This window comes from Nocardia nova NBRC 15556 (assembly GCF_001613005.1).
GTDB lineage: Bacteria > Actinomycetota > Actinomycetes > Mycobacteriales > Mycobacteriaceae > Nocardia > Nocardia nova.
Window position 1 is genome coordinate 104,850 of record NZ_BDBN01000005.1, and the last position, 23,372, is coordinate 128,221.

Annotated in this window: 21 protein-coding genes and 1 riboswitch; of the genes, 8 read left to right on the top strand and 13 right to left on the bottom strand. The window is 68.9% G+C overall.

Annotated elements, in window-relative coordinates:
* Positions 1–15: 15 nt before the first annotated feature.
* The 5 genes from folK to ftsH form a co-directional block, all read right to left on the bottom strand.
* Positions 16–552: a 2-amino-4-hydroxy-6-hydroxymethyldihydropteridine diphosphokinase gene (gene folK, locus NN2_RS03075; protein WP_063010139.1), complete on the bottom strand. Its 537-nt coding sequence runs from the start codon at positions 550–552 to the stop codon at positions 16–18.
* Positions 549–941 (bottom strand): dihydroneopterin aldolase, encoded by a 393-nt coding sequence (gene folB / locus NN2_RS03080; protein ID WP_063010141.1) that lies wholly within the window; start codon positions 939–941, stop codon positions 549–551. The genes folK and folB overlap by 4 nt, the downstream gene beginning before the upstream one ends.
* Positions 938–1,837: a dihydropteroate synthase gene (gene folP / locus NN2_RS03085; RefSeq protein WP_082856669.1), complete on the bottom strand. Its 900-nt coding sequence runs from the start codon at positions 1,835–1,837 to the stop codon at positions 938–940. Before folP ends, folB begins: the two co-directional genes overlap by 4 nt.
* Before the next feature lie 10 nt (positions 1,838–1,847).
* Positions 1,848–2,519 carry a GTP cyclohydrolase I FolE gene (folE, locus tag NN2_RS03090; protein WP_036525602.1) on the bottom strand — a complete coding sequence of 224 codons (672 nt, stop codon included), beginning with the start codon at positions 2,517–2,519 and terminating at the stop codon, positions 1,848–1,850.
* A gap of 75 nt (positions 2,520–2,594) precedes the next feature.
* Positions 2,595–5,003, bottom strand: coding sequence for an ATP-dependent zinc metalloprotease FtsH (ftsH, locus tag NN2_RS03095; RefSeq protein WP_063010145.1), 2,409 nt, complete (start codon positions 5,001–5,003; stop codon positions 2,595–2,597).
* Positions 5,004–5,314: 311 nt separating this feature from the next.
* Here ftsH and NN2_RS03100 point away from each other — a divergent pair, with 311 nt between their 5' ends.
* Positions 5,315–6,238 carry a hypothetical protein gene (locus tag NN2_RS03100; RefSeq protein ID WP_063010147.1) on the top strand — a complete coding sequence of 308 codons (924 nt, stop codon included), beginning with the start codon at positions 5,315–5,317 and terminating at the stop codon, positions 6,236–6,238.
* 23 nt (positions 6,239–6,261) lie between these two features.
* Here NN2_RS03100 and NN2_RS03105 read toward each other — a convergent pair whose 3' ends face one another.
* Positions 6,262–7,083, bottom strand: coding sequence for a DUF1266 domain-containing protein (locus tag NN2_RS03105; RefSeq protein ID WP_227463118.1), 822 nt, complete (start codon positions 7,081–7,083; stop codon positions 6,262–6,264).
* 217 nt (positions 7,084–7,300) lie between these two features.
* On the opposite strand from NN2_RS03105, the gene NN2_RS03110 reads away from it, so the two are divergent.
* Positions 7,301–7,549, top strand: coding sequence for a DUF2277 domain-containing protein (locus NN2_RS03110; protein WP_030517356.1), 249 nt, complete (start codon positions 7,301–7,303; stop codon positions 7,547–7,549).
* A 4-nt stretch (positions 7,550–7,553) separates the two neighbouring features.
* Here the strand turns inward: NN2_RS03110 and NN2_RS03115 are convergent, their stop codons facing one another.
* A complete protein-coding gene (locus NN2_RS03115; protein WP_063010149.1) occupies positions 7,554–8,948 on the bottom strand; it encodes a PucR family transcriptional regulator in 1,395 nt (464 codons plus the stop codon).
* A gap of 468 nt (positions 8,949–9,416) precedes the next feature.
* Here NN2_RS03115 and NN2_RS03125 point away from each other — a divergent pair, with 468 nt between their 5' ends.
* From NN2_RS03125 to NN2_RS03135, 3 genes are all read left to right on the top strand, one after another.
* Positions 9,417–10,952 (top strand): aldehyde dehydrogenase family protein, encoded by a 1,536-nt coding sequence (locus tag NN2_RS03125; protein ID WP_227463121.1) that lies wholly within the window; start codon positions 9,417–9,419, stop codon positions 10,950–10,952.
* Positions 10,949–11,788 (top strand): SDR family oxidoreductase, encoded by an 840-nt coding sequence (locus NN2_RS03130; RefSeq protein ID WP_063010153.1) that lies wholly within the window; start codon positions 10,949–10,951, stop codon positions 11,786–11,788. The genes NN2_RS03125 and NN2_RS03130 overlap by 4 nt, the downstream gene beginning before the upstream one ends.
* A gap of 553 nt (positions 11,789–12,341) precedes the next feature.
* A complete protein-coding gene (locus tag NN2_RS03135) occupies positions 12,342–13,718 on the top strand; it encodes an amidase (protein WP_369817529.1) in 1,377 nt (458 codons plus the stop codon).
* A gap of 22 nt (positions 13,719–13,740) precedes the next feature.
* Here the strand turns inward: NN2_RS03135 and NN2_RS03140 are convergent, their stop codons facing one another.
* From NN2_RS03140 to NN2_RS03160, 5 genes are all read right to left on the bottom strand, one after another.
* Entirely contained in the window at positions 13,741–14,622 is an 882-nt protein-coding gene (locus tag NN2_RS03140; protein WP_030517361.1) for a LysR family transcriptional regulator, read from the bottom strand.
* A 376-nt stretch (positions 14,623–14,998) separates the two neighbouring features.
* Positions 14,999–15,553: a hypoxanthine phosphoribosyltransferase gene (hpt, locus tag NN2_RS03145; RefSeq protein ID WP_030517362.1), complete on the bottom strand. Its 555-nt coding sequence runs from the start codon at positions 15,551–15,553 to the stop codon at positions 14,999–15,001.
* Positions 15,554–15,577: 24 nt separating this feature from the next.
* The gene (gene tilS, locus NN2_RS03150; protein ID WP_063010230.1) at positions 15,578–16,510 is read right to left on the bottom strand and encodes a tRNA lysidine(34) synthetase TilS; all 933 of its coding nucleotides are present in this window, start codon (positions 16,508–16,510) and stop codon (positions 15,578–15,580) included.
* Between the two features lie 173 nt (positions 16,511–16,683).
* Positions 16,684–17,820 carry a zinc-dependent metalloprotease gene (locus NN2_RS03155; protein ID WP_082856671.1) on the bottom strand — a complete coding sequence of 379 codons (1,137 nt, stop codon included), beginning with the start codon at positions 17,818–17,820 and terminating at the stop codon, positions 16,684–16,686.
* Between the two features lie 14 nt (positions 17,821–17,834).
* Positions 17,835–19,262, bottom strand: a complete 1,428-nt coding sequence (locus NN2_RS03160) for a D-alanyl-D-alanine carboxypeptidase/D-alanyl-D-alanine-endopeptidase (protein WP_063010155.1) — start codon at positions 19,260–19,262, stop codon at positions 17,835–17,837.
* Positions 19,263–19,530: 268 nt separating this feature from the next.
* Here NN2_RS03160 and ppa point away from each other — a divergent pair, with 268 nt between their 5' ends.
* Complete coding sequence (gene ppa / locus NN2_RS03165) at positions 19,531–20,022, top strand: inorganic diphosphatase (RefSeq protein ID WP_030517366.1); 492 nt, start codon at positions 19,531–19,533, stop codon at positions 20,020–20,022.
* Positions 20,023–20,151: 129 nt separating this feature from the next.
* On the opposite strand, the gene NN2_RS03170 is transcribed toward ppa, so the two are convergent.
* Complete coding sequence (locus tag NN2_RS03170; RefSeq protein ID WP_030517367.1) at positions 20,152–20,973, bottom strand: crotonase/enoyl-CoA hydratase family protein; 822 nt, start codon at positions 20,971–20,973, stop codon at positions 20,152–20,154.
* A 185-nt stretch (positions 20,974–21,158) separates the two neighbouring features.
* Here NN2_RS03170 and NN2_RS03175 point away from each other — a divergent pair, with 185 nt between their 5' ends.
* Complete coding sequence (locus NN2_RS03175; protein WP_082856681.1) at positions 21,159–21,623, top strand: flavin reductase family protein; 465 nt, start codon at positions 21,159–21,161, stop codon at positions 21,621–21,623.
* Positions 21,624–21,730: 107 nt separating this feature from the next.
* Positions 21,731–21,844, top strand: a riboswitch (SAM riboswitch).
* 212 nt (positions 21,845–22,056) lie between these two features.
* Entirely contained in the window at positions 22,057–23,358 is a 1,302-nt protein-coding gene (locus NN2_RS03180; protein ID WP_063010234.1) for an aminotransferase class V-fold PLP-dependent enzyme, read from the top strand.
* Positions 23,359–23,372: the final 14 nt, after the last annotated feature.

Consider the following 23,372-nt stretch of genomic DNA (forward strand, 5'->3'; position numbering starts at 1 on the left):
ATGACCAGCCGCCGTTCATCGTTGCGCCGCGGACAGCGACAGGTCGGTGAGCCGGACGCCGTCGATCTCGTCCGGATCGAGCTCGGCGAGCAGTTCCCGAATCGGCCGGGTCCGGCCGAGCACCTCCAGCGTCGCGTCGGGTTCGACTTCGGCCCACGGAATCAGGACGAACGCGCGATTGTGCGCCTGCGGATGCGGCAGTGTCAGTTCCGGGTCCGCACTGGTCACCGGATGCAGCCCCGCGGGGCCACGCTCCGCGCACCAGATCACGTCGACATCCAGAGTCCGTGCGCCCCAGCGGATCTCGCGGACACGCCCGGACCGCCGTTCCAACCGCTGTCCGCGTTCGAGCCAATCGCGCGGGACCAGCTCCGAATCCTCGACCACCACAACGGCATTGAGGTAGTCCTCCTGCGGCACTCCACCCCACGGAGCGGTCGAGTACACCGACGAGACGGCGACCAGCTGCGGCGTCAGCGCCTCCACCACACTGCGGAGATGGGCGAGCCGATCCCCCAGATTCGACCCGATCGACAGCACCGCACGGCTCATCCGGCCACCTCCGGGGTCGGCGGTAATCCTCGCCGCCTGGTGGCCACCACGCGGACATCGGCGAAGGTGTGCGGAATCGGCGCCGAGGGCTTGTGCACGACCACCTCCGCCGCGGTGACGCGCTCGTCGCGCATCACATCATCGGCGATCTCGGCGACGACGGTCTCGATGAGATTGCGCGGCGGGCCGGAGACGATCGCGACCGCGCGTTGCGCCAGCTCGCCGTAGTCGACGGTGGCCGACAGCTCATCGGTCGCGGCCGCCTTCGCGAAATCCAGCCACAGGGTGATGTCGACCAGGAATTCCTGGCCGTCGCGGCGCTCGAAATCGAAGCAGCCGTGGTGACCGTAGGCGCGCAGACCGCGCAGCTCGATGCGATCGGTACTCACTCGCTCCCCTGATTGTGTGAACCGGCTTCGGCGGCTCGCCGCCCCGCAGATTCGGCGGCTCGCCGCCAGGCATCCGCGACGGCGATGGCGTCGAGCGACGACCGCACATCGTGCACTCGCACGCCCCATGCGCCGTGCTGAGCGGCCAGGGCGGAGATGGTGGCGGTGGCGACCTCACGCCCGTCGGGCGGGCGCGGTCCGGACTCGTCGGCCAGCAGCGAACCCAGGAAACGCTTGCGGGAGGCGCCGACCAGAATCGGCAACCCCTGGGCCGTCAGTTCCGGCAGTGCGCCCAGCAGGGCCCAGTTGTGCTCGGCGTTCTTGGCGAAGCCGAGGCCGGGGTCCAGTACCAGCCGGCTCGGATGCACACCGGCCGCCATAGCCAGATCCACCTGGGACGAGAGTTCGGCCAGCACCTCGCACACGACGTCGTCGTAGTGATCGGCGGGGCCGATGTGGCGATGATCGGCATTCGCCCGCCAGTGCATCAGAATCCACGGGATCTCGGCGGCGGCAACGACTTTCACCATCTCGGCATCCGCGCGACCACCGGATACGTCGTTGACCACGCTCACTCCGGCGTCGATCGCGGCGGCCGCGACACTGGCCCGCATGGTGTCCACACTGGTCGGCACGCCGGCTTCCACCAGACCGCGAATCACCGGGACCACCCGCTGGGCCTCGGTCTCCGGATCGATGCGAACGGCGCCCGGGCGGGTGGACTCACCGCCCACATCGATGATGTCGGCGCCCGCCTGGTACAGCCGCACCCCGTGGGCGACCGCGACAGCCGGATCGAGGTAGCGGCCACCGTCGGAGAAGGAGTCGCTGGTGACGTTCACCACGCCCATCACCACGCACGAGCGCCCGTCCCGGGGAGTGATCAATGCGCTCATGGGCGATCGCTCATTTGCGCAGGATCAGGTCGAGAGCCTCGGCGCGCGAGGACGCGTTGGTCTGCAGCAGGCCGCGGACCGCGGACGTGGTGGTGCTCGCGCCCGGCTTGCGGATGCCGCGCATCGCCATGCACAGATGCTCGGCCTCCACCACCACGATGGCGCCCCGCGGATCCAGCTTCCGCATGACCGCATCGGCGATCTGGCTGGTCAGCCGCTCCTGGACCTGCGGCCGCTTGGCGTACAGGTCGACCAGGCGGGCCAGTTTGGACAGACCGGTGACCCGGCCCTGCGGGCCCGGAATATATCCGACGTGGGCGACCCCGTGGAAGGACACCAGGTGATGTTCGCAGGTCGAGTACATCGGGATGTCGCGCACCAGCACCAATTCCTGATGCCCTTCGTCGAAGGTGGTGTTCAGCACCGAATCAGGTTCCACATACAGGCCCGCGAACATCTCGCGATAGGCGCGCGCGACCCGGGCGGGAGTATCGATCAGCCCGGGGCGGTCGGGGTCCTCCCCGACCGCGACCAGTAGTTCACGTACCGCGGCCTCGGCCCGCTTCTGGTCGAAGGGCCGACCGGTACCCAGCGCGATCAGGGCCGGTTCCTCCGCAACCACGGCGGCACCCGCGCCCGACGCCGAATCGGACCCGGCGGGAGCGCTGTTGTTGGCCGACATACGAGGACACCTCCACAATCACGTAAATCAACGCGCCGACAGCGCGGTTCGACCGTCGAGCCTAATCGCAGCCGGTCAGCGGTGGCTGTTCGGTCCGTCCCAATCGCCGTGATCCTGAGTGCCGTTCTGCGTCGATCCGTCCTGATCTCCGGGCCATTCGGGCCGGCGATGACCGCCGCCGTAACGCTGCGGCTCGCCATAGCGCTGAGGCTCGCCGTATCCCTGCGAGCCGCCGCCCTGAGGGGCGCCGCCGTACTCCGGCTGCTGCGGCGATCCGCCCGCGGACGGATCCTCCTGCGGAGGCCAGCCCGGAGCCGACCAGCCGGCGGGAGCGCCGTAATCCGGCCGGGAGCCGTGCGTACTCTGCCGCGGATATCCCGGGCCACCCGCGGGCCGCGGGTAGTTCCCGGGCTGCGGGGCGGGATAGCTGTAGCCGGTCGGAGCCGGGGCCGGGTTGCGATGGCCCTCCTGCGGATAACCGTTGGCCGGCACCGGCTGCGGCGCGGGCTGCTGGTTCGGCTTGCGGGTCTCGGCTTCCTCCGGCCACGGCTCACCGCGTTCGGCGGCGAGTTCGCGCGGGGTCTTCACCGGCGGCCGATCCGAGGGCACGCGTTCACCGAAATCGTTGAAGGCGGTGATGCGCGGACGCTTGTCGACGGTGGCGAGTACCTGCTCGAGGTCCTTGCGGTGCAGGGTCTCGCGCTCCAGCAGCGCGGTGGCCAGCGCGTCGAGTTCGTCGCGATATTCGTTGAGGATCGCCCAGGCCTCGGTGTGCGCGGCCTCGATGAGGTTGCGCACCTCCTCGTCGATTTCGCGGGCCACCTCATGCGAATAGTCAGAGCCTGTGCCCATCGTGCGGCCCAGGAACGGGTCGCCCTGTTCCTGCCCGTAGCGCACCGCGCCCAGCCGGGCACTCATGCCGTATTCGGTGACCATGGCACGCGCGATCTTGGTCGCCTGGTCGATATCGGACGAGGCGCCGGTGGTCGGCTCGTGGAAGACCAACTCCTCGGCGGCGCGGCCACCCATCGCCATCACCAGGCGAGCGATCATCTCCGAACGGGTCATCAGGCCCTTGTCGTCCTCGGGCACGGTCATGGCGTGCCCGCCGGTGCGACCGCGGGCCAGGATGGTGACCTTGTAGACGGGCTCGATATCCGGCATCGCCCACGCGGCCAGGGTGTGACCACCCTCGTGGTAGGCGGTGATCTTCTTCTCGTGCTCGCTGATGATCCGGCTCTTGCGCCGCGGGCCGCCGATTACGCGGTCGACCGATTCCTCCAGCGCCGGTCCGGTGATGACGTTGCCGTGCTCACGGGCGGTGAGCAGCGCCGCCTCGTTGATCACGTTGGCCAGATCCGCACCCGACATGCCGACGGTGCGCTTGGCGAGGCCGTCCAGATCGGCATCGGGGGCGATCGGCTTGCCCTGCGAATGCACCCGCAGGATCGCGCGCCGACCGGCGAGGTCGGGATTGCCGACCGGGATCTGGCGGTCGAAGCGGCCCGGGCGCAGCAGCGCCGGGTCCAGGATGTCCGGGCGGTTGGTGGCCGCGATGATGATCACACCGGTGCGGTCGCCGAAACCGTCCATCTCGACCAGCAACTGGTTCAGCGTCTGCTCGCGCTCGTCGTGCCCACCGCCGAGGCCGGCGCCGCGCTGGCGGCCGACCGCGTCGATCTCGTCGACGAAGATGATGCAGGGGCTGTTCTGCTTGGCCTGGTCGAACAGGTCACGCACGCGGGAGGCGCCGACGCCGACGAACATCTCGACGAAGTCGGAACCGGAGATGGTGAAGAACGGCACCCCGGCCTCACCCGCGACCGCGCGGGCCAGCAGCGTCTTACCGGTTCCGGGCGGGCCGTAGAGCAGCACGCCCTTGGGGATCTTGGCGCCCAGCGCCTGGTAGCGAGCCGGATTCTGCAGGAAGTCCTTGATCTCGTACAGCTCTTCGACGGCCTCGTCGGCACCGGCCACATCGGCGAATGTGGTCTTGGGCATATCCTTCGACAGCTGTTTGGCCTTGGATTTACCGAAGCCCATCATGCCGCCGCGACCACCGCCCTGCATCCGGGCCATCACGAAGACGAACAGACCCAGCAGAATCACCATCGGCAGCACGAACAGCAGCACCTGGGTGAACCAGCTGTCCTGTTTGACCGCGGTGTTGAACGGCGCTCCGGACTGCTGCACGTCGCGCAGGATCTGCGCGGAGACCTCGCTGCCGCCGGGGTACTTGGCCATGATCTGGGTCTGGCCGCCGGTGGCGTCGTTGCCCTGTTTCAGGGTGATGCGCAGCTGCTGTTCTTTGTCATCGATCTGGACCTGCTTGACGTTCTGCTTGTCGGCAAGCTGGGTGAGCGCCACCGAGGTATCGACGTTCTTCCAGCCGCGCGTGTCGTTGCTGAAGTAGCTGACCAGATAGATCACGAGCAGGATGCCCGCGACTATGGCCAGGTTGCGAAACACTGTCTTGCGGTTCATAGAGCGTCGGCCGGCGGGCCAGTCCTTTCCGGTGTTTCCGGTGTATGCCTACTATGCGTCGGGCGGGGCCGTATCCATACCGGCACCGACCGGGTCGGGCAGAACGGATGCGGACAAGCCACGTTACCGCGTACGGTCTACTCGATACATCGCGCAGTTCGGCAGCTGATGCAGTTCAACAGGTAAACGGTCGGAGAACGCTGGTGGTTCCCGGCCTATCGGGCGATCACCTCACGGTGTCCGTCCAAGTGGTCCCAATCATGGCATGCACGACCTATTGTGAGCGACAACACAGGACGAACGCAGGGGGTATGGACATAGTCGAGCTACGGACACCCACAGCGATACTGCGCCACGGCGGCGGGCGACTCCAGGTTCTGCGGCCGGGCACCGATGGCGAGCGGGTGCTCGACGTACCGGTGTCGGACCTGCTCAAGGTCCGGCTGAACCGGCGCGCCGACGACGCCGTCGTGATCGAGATCTATCTGCGTTATCCGAGTCCGGTCCTCACCGGCGTCCCGGCCGACCGCACCCCGCTCCCGGTGCTGATCGCCGAACACGACGTACCGGCCGCGACCGTGATCGTGGAGCGGATCAACTCCCAGATCCTGTCCACCCAGCGCATCGATATGTCGGCCCCCGATCTGGTGCCTCCCGCGCCGGTCTGGGGCAAGACCGGGCCGACCCGGGCCGACGTGGACCGCGCGGTCCGGCGGATGGCGCCGCGGCGCGAGACCCGCGCGGCCGCCGGAGCGCTGCACACGATGGTCACACCTGAGGAATTCATGTTGGAGACGGCGATGGTCACCGCGGTCCCGCCGGCCGGACGGGGGCGCGGGCTGATGGCCGTCACCACCGACCGGGTGCTGCTGCTCTCGATCGGATCCACTCCCCGCTACGCGCACGAGATGCCGGTTTCCGCGCTGATCTCGGCCGAGGTCGGCAAGGGTTCGGGCGACGAGCCGGGTGGTGATTACGGCATCGACCTCACCGACGGCAACCGGACGCTGAGTTTTCTGGGGACCGACCGGGCCGATACCGATCGGATCGTCGGCGCGGTGAATTTCGCGATTCAGCGCGAGTCCGCCGACGGCGCCGTAGCGCCGCCGGACCCCGGTGTGGCACAGCTGTATTCGGAGTGGGAACTGCTGGTCGAGCGTCATTCACTGGCGATGGTCGACGATGCGCAGTTCCAGCGCTACGGCCGCGGGATCCTGCGCTCGCTCCCCGACTGAGACGCGCTACTCGCCTTGGAGTGCTACTCCCCTTGGAGTGCGATGCGCCGCCACGGACTGGTCGGCCGCATCCATAGTCGAACCAGTTCGAGCCGCCGATCGGTGCCGCCGGACTTGAGTTCGGCCAGATCCTCGCAGGCCTGCCAGTAGGTCCAGCCGGTGAGATAGGCGTCGCCGAACTGCCGCCAATTGCGGTAGCGCTTCTGCGCCGGCGGCAGGGCGCGCATCACATAATCCCAGGCGGTATCGGCCTCGAGGTAGCCGGCGGTGAAGGCCATTCGTGCCACCGCCACCACCCGGGCGAGGTCCCAGGCCTGGATATCGGCCGGCAGCGGTTGCACCAGATGGCCGGTCAGATCGAGTTTGATCGCCTGGGACCAGATGTCGTAGTCGCGAACCAGCGCCTCCGGATTGTCCATTCCCCGGAACGCCCCGACCTGCCGCAGGAACGCGCGATGCCGATCGGCGCGTTCACCGAAGCGGTCGCGTTCGGGCGAGTTGAGGGCCGCGTTGACCAGCGGATGGACCAACGCGTACAGGGGCGCGTGCATCCCTTCGAGCAGCTGTTCCATCGACGCCATCGCCTCGGTCCCGTCGGTGATTCCCCAGGCTCCGGTCAGGGTGTCGATGGCCAGTTCGCGGCGGTCGCCGAGCGGATGTTCCCGCTCGGGCCCGAGCAACAGCGCGTCGTGGAACGCGTCCCAGCGGGCGGAATAGAACGCCCCCAGGGACAGCGCGCGCAATTCGTCGTCGGAAACCTGAGCGCCGGACCAGTGGTCGTCCTCGCGCTCGTCCAGTTCCGGGTAGGGGAATGTGGTCAGGGTCGGCATGTCGCGGGCAGCCATGGTTCCGATTGTGTCGTATCGGCGATGCGGGAGTTCGATTATCTCCCGATGCCGTGTCGACTGTGACCCGCACGATTCGCCGCGTTCACCGATCGGGACGCTCTAGAGGCGGATTTCGAGACTTCTGGACGCTTCGTCGCAGTCCGATACACACATTTTTCACATTTGCCGTTTCATCGGGCGCCGCAAGCCCCTACCTAGGGCTACTCTCGGCGCCATGAGCAACATCACCGTGCTGCGCGGGCTCGAACCCCGTGCCACCGAGCAGGAAATCTTTGCTGCCGCACAGGAATACGTGCGGAAGGTGGGTGGCCTGACCGGTCTGTCGTATGTCACGAAGCCGGCCTTCGACAAGGCGGTGGCCGCGGTGGCGGCGGCAACGACGACGTTGCTGGCGGAACTGCCCGACCATCCGGTGACCGCGGCGGCGGAACCGCCGTTGCGCGCGACCGGAGACCGGGTCTGAGCGCTCACACCCCGTAGACCGCGACGCATTCCAGCGCGAGCTCGAGTCGCAGCCCGCATTCCTCGATGCGGCGCCCGAGCGTTTCCTCGATGCGCTGAACGCGGTAGCGGACCGTGTTCTTGTGCACACCCAGGCGCGCCGCCGCGCCCTCCGGGCTGCGGTGGCAGCGCAGATAGGCGAGCAGCGTCTCGCGCAGCCGCGCCGAACTCGCATCCGGCGCGGCCAGCGGTCCGAGCTCCCGCCGGATCAGCGCACGCATCGCCGCGACGTCCGCACCGGCCAGATATGCCGGTTCGACCTGCGCGTACGGCAGCACCCGGCCGAGTTCGACGGCCGCGCGCTCGGCCACCTGCCGGGCCGCGATCGCCTCGCGGTGGCTCTGCCGGAACCCCACCACGCCCGTCCCGGACGACCCCAGCGCGAGGCGCATCGGGGCGGCGACGATATCCGCGGCGACCGCCGCGACCGCCTCGGCATCGGCCGCGATCCACGCCCACAGCGCCGCCGATCCGGCCGGGACGGTGAGGACGCCGACCCCGCCGAGCGCGTTGGCCAGCCGCGTGGCCGTACGTTCCAGCCGCCCGAGTTCGTCGCTGCCGCCCGCCAGCCGGTCCTCACCCGACGCGCGCTCCCCCGCGCGGCCATCGTTTCCTGCGACCGCATTACCGGGCAGCCCGGTCGGGGCATCCTCGCCGTCGCCCGCGCCGGGGGCGTCGATCCAGCCGGCGAACCCGTCCGCCGCGGCGGACAGCAACGCAGCGGCCCCGCGCGCGGCGGGATCGGTCCACAGCACGATCGCGACCTGGCGTTGCGCGAGGCGGAAACCCAGCCGCGCCGAGGCGTAGTCCGCGTCGACATCCTCTCCCGACAACAAGGTGCGCACGATTTCGGTGCGCTGGTTGAGCGCAGCGCGCAGACCGCGCTCCCGCTCCTGCATATAGGTGTCGGTCAACGCCTCGACGGAGGTGTTGACCCAGCGGGTGGAGCGCTCGAACAGCCGGATCAGCGCCGAGCGTTCGAACTGCTCGGGCAGTCGGCGCTCGTCGATCACCTCGGTCATGTAATCGTTCGCGGCCTCCTGGCCGGCGTGGTAGACCCGCAGCAGCAGCCGCAGGTCGTAGCCACGGCGGGCCAGGGTGCGCGCGAACGCGTGTGCCTGCTCGGGAACCGCGTAGTCCATCGCGTCCTGGGTGAGACCGCTGAGCACCGCCAGGGCATGCGCCCGGGTGCTGGATTCCAGGTCGCGGCGCAGATCACGATCGGTCAGCTCCGGTACGCGGCCGATGATCTGCGCGTCGAGCCGGGCCACCATCTGTTCGAGGGTCTCCCCGCGCAGTGTCTCGGCGACGAAATCGGCCATCCACTGCCGCACCGCCACATCGGACGCAGCTGTCGCCATCACCGATCCCCCTCCGTCACACGATCTCGTTCCGCAGCCGCCGACCACCTGTCACCGGCGGCGAAAAGTTGTGCTCTGGTGCCAAATTCCGCGCGAGTCCTTGACCGCAAAGACCAAGCAGCGCGCGATTCATTGTGACACGATCATAGATCAGTGAAGTGATTCACAATGTCAACCGTTCGCAGCGCAGCGCACGTGGGGAGAGACAGCATCGTGCCGAATACCGAACCGTCACCCGGCGAATCCACGGCCGGGAAGCCGACCGGCGCCGACAAGCCGGCCGCCCGCAAGACCGCAGGCCGCACCGCGGCCAAGAAGACGCCCGCGAAGTCGGCGGCCAAGTCCGCCCCGGCCGCGAAGTCGAGCACCCCTGCGAAGTCGCGCACCGCGGCCGCCGAGAAATCGGCACCGGCCGCCGCCGAGCAGGCCTCCTCATCCGGGCCGCAGGCGAGGGCGGTCGCGACCGCGGTGGCCACCGAGATCGAGGTACGCAACCCCGCGACCGGCGAGCTGGTGGGCACCGTCCCCGCCGAATCGGCCGACGCGGTGGCCGCCAAGGTGCGCGAACTGCGGCTCTACCAGCCCGAATGGGAGGCCATCGGGCCGGAGGGCCGCAAGGAATGGCTGCTGAAGCTGCAGGACTGGATCATCGATCACACCGATCATCTCGCCGATGTGCTGCAGTCGGAAACCGGCAAGGCCCGCGTCGACGCGCTGATCGATCCGAGCTTCTCGGTCGACCTCACCGGCTATTACGCCCGGCGCGCAGGCAAATTCCTCTCCGACGAACATCCCTCCCCGCACAGCCCGCTGGCCCGGGTCAAGAAGCTGACCACCGCCTACCGGCCCTATCCCGTGGTCGGTGTGATCACGCCGTGGAACTTCCCGCTGGCGATGCCGGTGATCGACGTGATTCCGGCGCTGGCCGCGGGTGCGGCGGTCGTCCTCAAGCCTTCCGAGGTGACTCCGCTGTCCGCACTGGAACTGGCGCGCGGCTGGTCCGAAATCGGTGCGCCGCCGGTGCTGGCCGTGGTGACCGGCGCCGGCGAGACGGGTGCGGCGGTCGTCGACAACGTCGACTACGTGCAGTTCACGGGGTCGACGAAGACCGGTAAGCGGATCGCCGCCGCCTGCGTGGAGCGGCTCATCCCCTACAGCCTGGAACTCGGCGGCAAGGATCCGGCGATCGTGCTGGCCGATGCCGATATCGACCGCGCCGCCTACGGCGTCGCGTTCGGCGGCCTGTTCAACGCCGGGCAGGTGTGCATCTCGGTCGAGCGTGTCTACGTCGAGGCGCCGATCTACGACACCTTCGTCGAGAAACTGGCCGCGCACGTGCGCGAACTGCGGCAGGGCGCCGACGGCCGGGAGCCGAAATACGATGTCGGCGCGCTGGCCAACGACGCGCAGAAATCCATCGTCACCGACCACGTCGAGGATGCGATCGCCAAGGGTGCGCGGGCCGTGACCGGCGGCAAGGCCACCGGTGTGGGCACCTTCTACCAGCCGACCGTGCTGGCCGACGTCGACCACTCGATGAGCTGTATGACCGAGGAGACCTTCGGCCCCACCATCCCGGTGATGAAGGTCGCCGATGAGGCCGAAGCCGTTCGGCTGGCCAACGATTCGATCTACGGCCTGTCCGCGTCGGTGTGGACCGGCGACAAGGCGCGCGGGGAACGCATTGCGCGTCAGCTGAATGCGGGCGCGGTGAATATCAACGACGTCTTCGCCAACATGTTCAGCTTCGCGCTGCCCATGGGCGGCTGGCAGCAGTCCGGTGTGGGCGCGCGCTGGGGCGGCGCCGACGGCGTGCGCAAATACTGCCGCAAACAGGCCATCACCGTGCCGATCCTGCCCACGCAGGAAAAAGAACTCATGTGGTTCCCGTACAACACCACCAAACTCGGATTCGCGCTGGCCGCGATGCGCGCCGCGGGTGCGCGTGGCATGCGCCGGCTGGGTATCAAGGACATGCTCGACACGGTCGGAGGGAAGAAGTGACCGACTTCGGCAAGATCAACGGCAAGGTCGTCGTCATCACGGGCGGTGCCCGCGGTATCGGCCTGGCGACCGCGACGCGGCTGCAGCAACTCGGAGCGAAGATCGCCATCGGCGACGTGGACGAGACGGCCGTCAAACAGTCCGGCACCGACCACGATTTCGACCACTACGGCCGAGTGGACGTGACCGACCAGCAGTCGTTCAGCAGTTTCCTCGACGAGGTGGAACGGGCGCTCGGCCCGATCGATGTGCTGATCAACAATGCCGGCATCATGCCCACCGGCAAGGTGGTCGACGAACCGGATGCGCTGACCCGCCGCATCATCGACATCAATGTCTACGGCGTCATCCTCGGCTCGAAACTGGCGCTGGCCCGGATGCTGCCGCGGCGCAGCGGCCACATCATCAACATCGCCTCCCTCGCCGGGGAGACCCACATCCCCGGCCTGGCGACCTACAACGCCACCAAACACGCGGTCCTGGGCTTCACCGACACGCTGCGGGAGGAGTACCGCGATACCGGCGTGTCGTTCTCCTCGGTGCTGCCGACGCTGACGAACACCGAACTGGGATCGGGTGTTTCGGCGCCGAAGCTGATGCGCCCGGCCGAGCCGGAGGAGATCGCCGAGGCCATCGCGAAACTCCTGGTGGCGCCGAAGTCGAAGGTGCGCGTGACCAGGGTGGCCGGCGCCATCTCGCAGGTGGTCGGGTTGCTGCCGGAATCGGTGGGCGATGCGATCGGGCGTGCCCTGGGCGCGCAGCAGACCTTCCTCGGCGACGTCGATTCGGCGGCCCGCAAGGCGTACGAGGAACGGGTCCGCAGCGGAACCGAATAGCGCGGAGCGAAACGAGCTGTCCGGCCGCGGTGTCCAGTGGGCGCCGCGGCCACCGTGCATTCGACGTCGACGCGGTCGTGGTTTCGCGGCACCATCCGCCACGCCCTGTGATCATCGACGGTGTGCATCGCCGAAAGTGATAACTTGCGCGACAACATCGAAACAGCCCATATCGACCACAACGCGACGGGGGCTTTGACATATGCACAACGAGGGCACCGCACTAGCCGACGCGATATCGAACGCCGTCTCGCGCGCCACCCGGGAGGTAGCAGTGGACGCAGACGAAACCACCGGTACGGAAGCAGCGGTTCCGGGCTCCGGTTCCGAATCCGAAACAGCTGAGCTCCAGCAGGATTCTCCTGCCGACGCCGAGGCGACCGCCCCGGCCGACCCGTCGCGATCGCCCACCGCCGCAGTACCGGCGGAGGACGCAGCCACCGTGAAGGCACAGGCCGCGCCCCCTGAGCACCCCGGCGACACCGGGCAGTCGGCGGACCCGGCCCAGCGGACCGACGCGCCCGCGCGGCCGGCGGACGTCGAGCCGCTCCCCGTGGGCGATGCCGCGGACACCGCCGAGACCGTCCCGAACCCGGCGACATTGACGACCGCCACCGCGATCGCCGCCGCGGTGCGCGACGGTCTGGTCACCGCCGGGCAGGTCGTCGACGCCGCGCTGGATCGCATCGCCGGAGGCGATACGCGAGTAGGCGCCTTCCACACCGTCCGCGCGGAGCGGGCACGGGCCGAGAGCCGGGCCCTGGCCGACCGCGCGGATCTCGACATTCTCCCGCTGGCCGGCGTTCCCGTCGCGGTGAAGAACAACATCGATGTGGCCGGTGAGATCACGGCCGCGGGGTCGCGCGCCGGGTCGGGCGTCCCCGCCGGCTCGGATCATCCGGTGGTGCGGCGGTTGCGCGCCGCGGGCGCGGTCGTGGTCGGTCTGACCGAGATGCCGGAGGGCGGGCTCTGGGGCACCTCCGACACGCCCGAGCGAATTGTGCGTTCTCCGTGGAATATTCGCTACAGCGCCGGCGGCTCCTCGGGTGGGTCGGGCGCCGCGGTCGGCGCCGGACTCGTGCCGGTGGCCCACGGTAACGACGGACTCGGGTCGGTGCGCATACCCGCCGCGTGCTGCGGCGTATTCGGCATCAAGCCGGGGCGCGGCGTGGTCCCGGCCCAGGTCGGTGTCGACTCCTGGAGCGGCATGACCGAGAACGGAGTGCTCGCGACCACGGTCACCGATGCGGCACTCATGCTTTCGGTGCTGGCCGACCGGCCCGCCCTGGCCGATCTGGAACCGCCGACGCCGCTGCGCATCGCGATCGCGACCGGATCGCCGTCCCCGCTGGTACGGGTGGACAAGCATTGGGCGGCGGCCGCGCAGACCGCCGCCCGGCTCGCCGGGGAGGCCGGCCACGGCGTCGCTCCCGCCGCACTGCCCTACCAGGGCGCCACCACCGCGCTGGCGTGGCGCTGGCTGGCCAATGCGGCGCGCGAGGCCGGTGCGGTGGCGAATCCGGAACTGCTGCAACGCCGTAGCCGCGTGCATATCGCGCTGGGCCGGGCGGTGCTGAGGGCCGGTCTGGTCCGGCCGAATCAGGTCGATCGGCTCGAGGCGCGGCTGCTCGACTTCTTCGAGCAGCACGATGTGGTGATCACCCCGACCCTGGCCGCCCCCGCTCCGGCGGCACGCAACTGGCACGCCCGCGGCTGGCTGGCCAATGTCGTTGCCAACGTTCGCTTCTCGCCGTTCACGCCGCTGTGGAATCTGGTCGGCTGGCCCGCGGCGAGCGTCCCGATGGGACTGCATCCGCGCACCGGGACGCCGGTGGCAGCACAGCTGGCCGGGCCACCCGGCAGTGAATCGACGCTGCTGCGGCTCGCCGCCCAGTTGGAGGCGGCCCAGCCCTGGCAACGCACCGCCTGACAGCGCCTATCGTTCGGTCGCGTTATCGGTCGTCTTCGACGACGGAGAAGCCCCCGGCGACAACGCGATTGGCGAAATCGAGAATGGTCGGCCGGTCGTCGTCCGCGCGCCACACCATCGCGAGTTCGCACGGCGCGAGGCCGGCGACCGGGCGGGCGGTGAGCCCGGGCCATCGATACATCGGCACGTTGTTCTCGGCCAGCAGGCAGACCCCGAGTCCGAGGCTGACGGCCTCGAGCCGCTCCTCGGCCGTGGCGGCCTCGCCGCCGATCTTGGCCTGGCGGCCGCCGCGGGCGTCGCCGCCGAGCCAGAAGTCGCGTGCCGCACCGGCTTCGGCGGGCATCGCGATGAACGGTTCGTCGATCAGATCGGCGAATTCGATCGTCTCCTGATCGGCCAGCCGGTGATTTTCCGGGAGAAGCACCCACCTCGCCTCGGTGCGCAGCACCTGCCAGCGGTAGCGCCCGGAATCGGGCACCGGCAGCCACATCAACGCCAGATCGGCCTGCCGGCCCGCGAGGCCGCTGGAGGGATCGGTCCACGATGCCGAATGCAGCGCCAGCCGATGTCCGCTGGCACTTTCCAGTTCGGCGATCAGACCGCGTCCGATCGAACTCTGGATACCGACCCGCAACACCTCGCCGGCTTCCTGGAGAGCCACGTTGGTGACCTCCCAGAGCTCCAGGATGCGGCGGGCACCCTCGAGCAGCTCTTTACCGGCGACGGTCAGCGCCACGCTGCGCTGATTGCGATCGAACAGGACCACGTCGAGCTGACGCTCGAGCTGGCGGATCTGCCGCGACAGGGTGGGTTGAGCGATGTGCAGCCGCTGGGCGGCATTGGTGAAATGCAGTTCCTCAGCGACGGCGACGAAGTACCGCAGGTCGCGCAAATGCGGGTCCATAGCACCTTGCTATCAGAATCGGTCTTGGAAATCCAGCCGCTTTAGACCTTCGAGTCCGAATAGAGGGTCAGAAACAGCCAAACGGTTTGTTACCGACAGCATAGGGCTCCGCCATAACTCCAGCACAATCGCCTCGGAAAATTTCCAGCGAACGCGACTGTCGTCGCCGAGAGCCGATGAAACGACTTCACCGCGCGCGACGACCAGCGGTGATGTCACTTTCGGCGCAGCGCGTAGATCTCCGTCGCCGAGACGGCCCACTATCCGGGCCGACCAGCAACTTCCATCGATAGCGATTGCGCAGGGAACATCTTCAAACGGTGATTTTCGCCACAGTCCGGCGGAATTCGGTCACCAATTCGGTCATGTGCCCAGTTCAGGCGCTGTAGACCCGCGGGTTCAAGGTGCCGATGTAGGGCAGATCGCGGTAACGCTCGGCGTAGTCCAGTCCGTACCCGACGACGAATTCGTTCGGGATGTCGAAGCCGACGTGCGCGACCTCGATGTGGGTGCGCAGGGCATCGGGCTTGCGCAGCAACGTCACCACCTCCAGCGAGGCGGGGTTGCGGCTGGAGAGGTTTCGCATGAGCCACGACAGCGTGAGACCGGAGTCGATGATGTCCTCGACGATCAGCACGTTGCGCCCGGCGATGTCCTTGTCCAGATCCTTCAGAATCCGGACCACACCCGAGGACGAGGTGGACGACCCGTACGACGAGACGGCCATGAACTCCATCTGCGTCGGGATCGGCAGCGCCTGCGCCAGCTCGGTCATGAAGAAGATCGCACCCTTGAGCACGCCGACCAGCAGCAGATCACCCTCGGGCGCGTCGGGGGGATATCGCTTCGCGATCAGTTCGGCCAGCTCGTCGACCTTGGCTCGGATCTGCTCCTCGGTGATCAGCACCGACGCTATGTCGTCCCCGTACACGTGTGCTGGCTTCCCTTCGGGTCGTTATCGTGCAAACGCCAACGTCAGCCTGCCACGTTCGCGCCTGGCAACCAACCTGATCCCCGGCATTCCTCCGCCGACCGCGACGCCGCCCTGGCCGTGCCACTCGGTAATCAAGGACTCGACCGCGCGTAAATGCTTGTCCGTCAAGGCTTTTGCACCGCCGTCGAGCAGCCAGGCCCGGATGACACGCCGACGAATCGCGGACGGCATCGTGGCGAGTGTCTCGACCGACAGTGACGAACCATCACGCGCGTCGATCAGCAATCGATCGGCAATCGCATCGAGCGCCTCGCCGTCCTCGCGCAGGTGCGCGGCCGTGCGAGCCAGCGCCGGCGCCACACCCCCACCCAGGACCTCTTCCAGCAGCGGGAGCACCTCGGTCCGCAGCCGGACACGGGTGAATTCGGGGGCGGCGTTGTGCGGATCCTCGTGCGGCACCAGGCCCAGATCCCGGCACATCTCCCGAGTGACCGCGCGCCGCACACCCAGCAGCGGCCGGCCCCAGGGCTCGTCGAATTCCGTCATCCCGCGAATCGAACGCGGACCCGATCCGCGCGCCAATCCGAGCAGCACGGTTTCCGCCTGGTCGTCGAGGGTGTGCCCGAACAGCACCGGGAGCCCGGCGCGCGCCGCGTCCAGGGCCCGATAGCGCGCCTCCCGGGCGGCGGCTTCCGGGCCACCCGCGCCGCTCACCCGCACCCGGCACACCCGCGCGGATCGGCATCCCAGTCGCCGGGCGACGGCGGCCGCCTCGGCGGCGACCTCCGCGGACCCGTCCTGCAGCCCGTGGTCCACGATGAGCGCGTCGACCGCCGCGGCCTCGGCCACCGCCGCAGCCGTCAGTGCGAGCGAATCCGCCCCGCCGGAGAGCGCGACGGCAACCACTCCGTCCGGCGCGTAGCGCACAAGCCAATCCCGCACCGCGTGCCGCATGACCAAGACGGCTCGGGTCTCGGGCAACCGTGCCGGCTCCACTGCCCGCGCCTCCTGTGCGCCCAGCCGGACCGGCTCGCACGCCGACGGCGATTGCGCATGGTCGGGCGATCGGATCTGCGCCGCCGACACCGGATCCGTTCTCGGCGCCTCCGCGGGCAGATCCGCCGGGTTCATCCCAGGACTCGGTCGATCCATCGTTGCGGGGTGCTGATCTCGTCGGGCCGGGGCAGGGTGTCGGCGTCGGTCCAGACGGTGTTGAACCGCTGCATGCCGACCTTGCCGACGACCTCGTCGACGAATGCCTTGCCGCGCACGTACTGCGCGACCTTCGCATCGACGCCGAGCAGGGCACGCAACAGGCGCTGGACCGGATTGGCCGGGCGCCGCCGGCGCTGATCGAAGGCCTCGCGGATCTGCGCGACGGTGGGGATCACGGCCGGGCCGACGGCATCCATCACGTGGTCGGCATGGCCCTCCAGCAGCGTGCCGAGCATGAGCAGCCGGTCCAGTGCCTCGCGCTGCGGCGGTGGCTGGGTGGCGCGCAGCAGGCCGAGGATGCCGCGATCGGCCGGATCGTCGCTGACACCGTTGTCGCGCCGGCGGCGTAACTCCTCCATCAGCCGGGTCAGCACCTCGTTCACCGATTCGTCGCCGACGGCGCCGAGAGTGTCGACGTTGCTCTTCATGTAGTCGCCCAGCCAGGGCGCCGAGGAGAACTGCACCCGATGCGTCACCTCGTGCAGGCACACCCACAGCCGGAAGTCGCTGGGCGAGACGCCGAGCGCGCGTTCCACGGCCATGATGTTGGGGGCGACCAGCAACAGGGTGCCGTCCGGCCCGCTGAACGGGTCGTATTGGCCGAGGATCGCGGTGGACAGGAAGGCCAGCATCGCCCCGGCCTGAACACCGGCCGGTTTCCCGGCGAAACGGCCGCGCTCGTCGTCGGCGGACCCGGTGAGTTCGGACATGGATTCGGCGGCCGCGCGGATCCAGCCGCGGCGATCGACGATCGTGGCCTGCGGAACCGGCTGGTCGTCGAGGAGCAGACTCACCTCGCGCACCGGGCCCTCGGCCCGCACGGACGCCTCGGACAGTTCCTGGACGACCTGTTCGGCCGAATACCGCGTGGTGCGGGGACCGGACGGCACGACGGCGCTACCGGCGCGTGCGGCCAGCTGCCAATCGACCGAGCCGGCCAGCACCGAGCGCTTCGCGGCCGAGTTCGTCGCCACCTCCACGGGTTCGCGACCGGCGACCGCGGCATCGTCGGCGGTACGGCCATCGGCGGGGTCACCGGATCCGGTCATCGCATTTCCACCCGTCAGGAGCATCCACAGTTGCGAAGCGTGGTGGCGACGGCGTCCAATGCCGGACGGCTGGCCTCGGGGGGCCGATCGTTCGACATCAGCGCGAAGGTCATGACCCGGCCGTCGCGATCCAACACATATCCAGCCAACGCGCTCGACACGGACAGAGTTCCGGTCTTGGCGCGCACCCAGCCCGCTCCGGAGCGTTCGGGGCCGCCGTCGACGAACCGCACGGCCAGCGATCCGGTACCGCCGGCGACCGGCAGATAGTCCAGCAGCGGCGCCAGCGGAGAGGCGACCGCGGCGGTGTCACCGGTGTCGACGACCGAGGGCGCGGCGGTCCCGCCCGGATCCGCACCGCCCGGCTGCGCGGACGCGGCCGACTCGGCGATGATCCGGTCGAGCAATCGCGCCGGAACCCGGTCGTCGGTGGACAGTCCGCTGTTGTCGATCTGGGTGACGCCCGCGGTGTCGAATCCCGCCGCCTTCAACGCCGTCAAGGTGGCGGAGGCGGCACCGGCGAACGACTGCTCACCACCGGTCGCCGCGGCGATCTCCCGGCCGATCGTCTCGGCGAGCACATCGTCGGAGTGAATCATCATGTCCCGCAACCGGTCTCGCAGCTGCGCGGATTCCACGTGGGCCAGTTCGGCGGCGCCGGGCGCGGCCTTGCCCAGCCGTACCTTCGCGGGGTCGGCGCCCAGCTCCAGCGCCAGCCGGCGACCCGCGTCCAAGGCGGGAGTGGCCGAACGCGGCGAATATTCGACCAGCGGGTCGAGGCGACCGCCATCGATCATCACCGGTTCGATCGGCGCCCATGAACCGCCCGCGATATCGGCCGGATCCCAGCCGGCCGGTGAGGTCGGGCCGGAATACAGCGAGGTGTCGACGACGACCGTGTCGACCGGATGGCCGGCGGCACGAATCTGGGCCACCAGATCCGACAACTTCGGCCCGTCGGGGTAGTACCCCTTGCCGTCGGCCTGCGCGGTCAGGGTGGGATCGCCGGCGCCGACCAGCACCACCTCACCGGGCGCCGAGCCGGCCACCACCCGGGTGGTGAGCCGATGATCCGGCGGCAGGACCAGCAGGGCCGCCGCCGTGGTCATGACCTTGAGGGTGGACGCCGGGATCATCGGCTTGTCCGGATCGGCGCTCCACAGCGTGGCGCGGGTGTCGGGGTCGGAGATCGATCCGGCGAAATTGCCCAGGTCCGGACTGGTCGCCACATGGGACAGGGCATCGGCCAGGCCCTGGCGGCTGGGTTCGGGCGCACTCGCCGAGGCGGGATTCAGCTGCGGAAAAGGCTTCACGGGGGCCGGGGGTGCGGCTATCGTCAAACCCCCGTGCCGGAATTCCTCGGTCCACGGGCGCACCGTCACCAGGGCGACCGTGGCCACGACGACGGCGACAACGGTTGCGACCAGCACCGCGACCCACATATTGCGGCGTCGGCGAGCGGCCAGCCCACCGATGTTCTTCCTACCTCGACCTACCACGTGACAGCTGTCTCCCTATTCACCCGTGTGAGGCGGACGCTCCCTGCCGCACCCATGCGCGCATCGACCACACTATCCTCACCTCGCCGGCGTTCCACCGAACGAGCTGGCGAGTCGGCAGCCCACCGAACCGGTCGGCGAGTCGGCCGCGGCACACGCCGGCGAGCAGCCGTACCGCATCAACGCATACGCATCGGACGAAGGAGATGACGTGGAGTTCGACGTCACCATCGAGATCCCCAAGGGGCAGCGCAACAAGTACGAGGTCGACCACGAGACGGGTCGGGTGCGGCTGGACCGCTACCTCTACACCCCGATGGTCTACCCGGCCGACTACGGCTACATCGAGAACACCCTGGGCTCCGACGGCGACCCGCTGGACTGCCTGGTGCTGCTGCCCGAGTCGGTGTTCCCCGGCGTGATCGTCGAGGCCCGTCCGGTGGGTGTGCTGCTGATGAGCGACGAGGCCGGCGGCGACGAGAAGGTCGTCGCGGTTCCGGCCGGTGACAAGCGCTGGGATCACATCCAGGACGTCAACGACATCCCGGAGTTCGAGCGCAAGGCCATCGAGCACTTCTTCGAGCACTACAAGGACCTCGAGCCCGGCAAGTGGGTCAAGGTCGACGGCTGGGACGGCCGGGCCAAGGCCGAGACTCTCGCCGATGAGGCGTTCAAGCGGCTGCAGGAGCAGGGCGGGCACTGAGTGCCGCCGGCGACCCGCGCCGCCGGGCCGCCGGACATCCCTACCGAGCGAGGGCGCTCGCGGGCGTATGCGTCCCGCGGGCGCCCTCGCCGATTCGGCAGCCGTGTCGGCAGGCCGCCGGCTCGAGCGCTACTTGCCCTGGAAGTTCGGCTTGCGCTTCTCGAAGACGGCCTGGATCGCCTCGGTCAGATCCTCCGAGGGCAGGAAGGCCGCGTTCCACGCCGACACGTACCGCAGCCCGTCGGCCACCTTGCCGGCCTTGGGCTGATCGAGCACGTCCTTGATGCCCTGCACGACCAGCGGCGGGTTCGCGGCGATCTCCTCCGCCAGCGTGTGCGCGGCGGCCAGTACCGCCTCCTGGTCGGGGTAGACGTCGTTGATCAGGCCGATCTTCTCCGCGCGCGCGGCGTCGATGTCCTTGCCGGTGTAGGCGAGCTCGCGCACATGGCCCTCGCCGATGATGCCCGGCAACCGGTGCAGCGACCCGATGTCGGCGACGATGGCGACCTTGGCCTCGCGCAGGCTGAAGCTGGCCTCCGCGCTGGCCAGGCGGATATCCGCGGCGGCGATCAGATCGAGTCCGCCGCCCACGCACCAGCCGGAGATCGCGGCGATCACGGGTTTGCGGCAGTCGGCGACCGCGGTCACCGAGGCCTGCATGCGCCGGATCTCGTAGAGGAAATCGGTGCGCGGTGCGGCCAGGGCCTTCTCGGCCAGCAGCGGACCGAAGGTCGGGCTCATCGCGGGCAGATCGAGACCGTAGGAGAAGTGCTTACCGGAACCGGTGAGCACGATCGCGCGGATCTCCGGATCGGCGTCCAGCTCGCCGAAGATCAGCGGCAACTCACTCCAGAAATCCGGGCCCATGGCATTGCCCTTGCCGGGTCCGGTCAGCGTCACTCGCGCGACGTGACCGGTGCGCTCGACGTCGAAAGCCTTCCAATCACTCATTCGTACAGCGTATCGGGGCAGTTCGGCGGCACCGGGACAGCGGTCGGGATTGCGGGAGAGCGGGCAGGACGTAGGTTGGAAGCGTGAGCAGTTCCCAGCGACCCGACGCCGAGCTGGCCGATCTCGAACCCGAGCATCTCCGACCTCAGCACGACGGCGTCACCGCAGCGCAGTACCGAGCCGCCATGCGCCACTACCCCGCAGGAGTGACGATTGTCACCCTGAGCCGGCCGGAACGCCCGGTGGGATTCACCGCCACCTCCTTCGCCTCGCTGTCGCTGGATCCGCCGTTGATCTCGTTCAACATCGCGCACACCTCCTCGTCCATCGACGCGATGACCGAGGCCGATTCGGTCGTCGTGCACTTCCTCGGCGAACATCAACAGCATCTGGCACAGCGGTTTTCGCGTGCCGCCGAACAGCGTTTCGCCGACCCGGAGTTGTGGTCGACGCTCGACACGGGCGAGCCGGTGCTGCACGGCACCCCGATCTGGGTGCGCGCCACGGTGCACCGGCTGATCCCGATCGGCGACCACACCCTGGTCGTCGGACTGGTCACCCGCGTACACGACGACACCGGCGGCGAACCGATGCGCAACCCGCTGCTGTACTACAACGGCACCTATCATCGCCCGGCCGGATTGGACTGAGCCACAAGCTGTTTCACGCATGTCGCGATTGCGGCGCGGCGCGGCGTACCTTCTCGCCGGATACCGGCGCTTGACAATGCCCGGCGAATTCTGCCAATCTCGGCTCAGGTCACGAGTACCAGCGTCAAGCCCCGGCTAGCTGGTCGGCAACCCTCCTCCGCGGTGGGGTGCTCCGGGTGACGACCTGGCCGCTGCTCGATCGAGCACGGCAAGCGCGGACTCCGATCACCCTCCACATCCGGAGTCCCTGAACAAAGGGATCGTCCCGATGCGTACTGCTGTCTCGACAATTGCCGCCGCCACCGCCGAAACGGCTGTCCCGGAACAGGTTTGCTCTCACCGAGGCTGCGCCTCCCGCTCCGGCGCCGCCTGCACCTGCTCGGCCTCGGACTGCGCCGGCAATGCCACCCGTTCCTGCCGCACCGGTGAACCGATCGCGCGCGTCTCCGGGTGCGATCTACGAGTTCCGTTGGTACAGGGCGGTTTCCGTACCTACGCCAACTTCGACTACGCCGCCAGCGCGCCCGCCCTGGCCCAGGTCACCGACCGTGTGAACGAGCTGCTCCCCTATTACGCCAGCGTGCACCGCGGCGCCGGATACGCCTCCCGCATCAGCACCGACTGCTACGAGGCGGCACGGGTTTCGGTCGCCCGGGCGGTGAACTGCGCCGACGACCAGGTCGTGGTGTTCACGCGCAACACCACCGACTCCTTGAATCTGCTGGCCTGCTGCGTTCCCGGCGACACCGTGGTGCTCGATATCGAGCATCACGCGAACTTCCTGCCCTGGACGCGCCGCGGCCGCCGGGTGGTCCCCGCCGCCGAGACGATCGCGGAGACGCTGCACCGGATCGAGGCCGAGCTGTGCGCCGAACCGGCTGCGCTGCTTGCGATTACGGGGGCGTCGAATGTGACCGGCGAGGTGCTGCCGCTGGCGGAACCGACCGCACTCGCCCATCGCCACGGCGCCCGCATCCTGGTCGATGCTGCGCAGCTGGCCCCGCACTGCCGAATCGACCTGCAGGCGTTCGCGGAATCCGGCGGAACCGGCATCGACTATCTGGCCTTCTCCGGGCACAAGCTGTACGCGCCCTTCGGCGCCGGTGTGCTGGTGGGTCGGCGGGACTGGCTGGACGCGGCCCCGCCATATCTGGCGGGCGGCGGAGCGGTCACCGCCGTCACCACCGAACAGGCGCACTGGGCGCCCGCACCGCAGCGGCACGAGGCGGGATCACCGAACGTCTTGGGCGCGGCGGCCGTCGCGGCGGCCTGCGAAACGTTGAGCGCTCTCGACGAACAAGCCGTGGTCGAGCACGAACACCACCTGATTCGCCGCCTGCGCGACGGACTGGAAACCGTTGCGGGAGTGCGGCAATTGCGAATCTTCTCCGACAGCGCCGACAGTGTGGGCATCGTGGCGTTCACCGTCGACGGGTTCGAGCCCGGCCGCGTCGCGGCGTATCTGTCGGCCGAATTCGGCATCGGCGTCCGCGACGGGCGATTCTGCGCTCATCCACTGTTGCAGCGGCTGGGCGTCGACGGCGCGGTGCGCGCAAGCGTCGGCCTGGGCACGTCGGTCGCGGATGTCGATCGACTACTCGAGGCGCTGCGTCGATTGGTTCGAGACGGCGCTGCGTGGAACTACACGTATGCGGGCGGACAGTGGTCGCCCCTGCCGGAGACCCGGCCGGGTTTGACCGAGGCGGCGCACGGCGCGGCGCCGTGCACCCTCTGATCCAGCGCGATCCG